This window comes from Rheinheimera sp. KL1, assembly GCF_001275035.1.
In the GTDB taxonomy this organism is placed as follows: Bacteria; Pseudomonadota; Gammaproteobacteria; order Enterobacterales; family Alteromonadaceae; genus Pararheinheimera; species Pararheinheimera tangshanensis.
The window spans coordinates 1-1224 of the sequence record NZ_LAMX01000024.1 but is presented as its reverse complement, the minus strand read 5'-3'; the positions used below and the strand labels follow the sequence as shown (position 1 = coordinate 1224).

The window sequence follows — 1224 nt, the reverse complement described above, 5'->3', positions numbered from 1 at the left end:
ATGGCTAAGGCTAAATTCGAACGTAATAAACCGCACGTTAACGTGGGCACCATCGGTCACGTAGACCACGGTAAAACTACTTTAACTGCTGCTATCACTAACGTACTGGCTAAGCACTACGGTGGTCAGGCGTTCGCTTTCGATCAAATCGACAAAGCGCCAGAAGAGAAAGCTCGTGGTATCACGATCAACACATCTCACGTTGAATACGACACACCAACTCGTCACTACGCTCACGTAGACTGCCCAGGCCACGCTGACTATGTGAAGAACATGATCACTGGTGCTGCACAGATGGACGGCGCAATCCTGGTTGTTGCTGCAACTGACGGCCCAATGCCACAGACTCGTGAGCACATCCTGTTATCTCGTCAGGTAGGTGTACCTTTCATCGTTGTATTCATGAACAAATGTGACATGGTTGACGACGAAGAGCTGTTAGAGCTGGTGGAGATGGAAGTTCGTGAACTTCTGTCAGACTACGATTTCCCAGGTGATGACCTGCCGGTAATCCGTGGTTCAGCGTTAAAAGGTCTGGAAGGCGATGCAACGTGGGAACCAAAAATCCTGGAATTAGCAGCAGCTTTAGATTCTTACATCCCAGAGCCAGTACGTGCGATTGATAAGCCATTCATCATGCCAATCGAAGACGTATTCTCAATTGCTGGTCGTGGTACTGTAGTAACAGGCCGTGTAGAGCAAGGTATCATCAAAGTTGGTGAAGCAGTAGAAATCGTTGGTCTGAAAGACACAGTGACGACTACTTGTACTGGTGTTGAAATGTTCCGTAAACTGTTAGACGAAGGTCGTGCAGGCGAGAACATTGGTGCTCTGTTACGTGGTACTAAACGTGAAGACGTAGAACGTGGTCAAGTATTAGCGAAGCCAGGTTCAATCAAGCCACACACCAAGTTCGAAGGTGAAGTGTACGTGTTATCAAAAGAAGAAGGTGGTCGTCATACTCCATTCTTCAAAGGTTACCGTCCACAGTTCTACTTCCGTACGACAGACGTGACTGGTTCAGTAGAACTGCCAGAAGGCGTAGAGATGGTAATGCCAGGCGACAACCTGAAGTTTGTTGTAGAGCTGATTAACCCAATCGCGATGGACGAAGGTTTACGCTTCGCAATCCGTGAAGGTGGCCGCACAGTAGGTGCTGGTGTAGTATCTAAAGTACTGGCTTAATTGTCAGAACTTTGAAAAAGGCCCTTCGGGGCCTTTTTT

1 protein-coding gene is annotated in these 1224 nt (G+C 47.9%); it reads left to right on the top strand.

Features of this window, described 5'->3' with window-relative positions:
- Window positions 1-1185, top strand: a complete 1185-nt coding sequence (tuf, locus tag WH43_RS13645; RefSeq protein WP_046520297.1) for an elongation factor Tu — start codon at window positions 1-3, stop codon at window positions 1183-1185.
- Window positions 1186-1224 lie beyond the last annotated feature (39 nt).

What these genes read in the sequence shown, in the direction of transcription:
- tuf (WP_046520297.1), top strand. Translation starts at nt 1, where the DNA reads ATGGCTAAGGCTAAATTCGAACGTAATAAACCGCACGTTAACGTGGGC.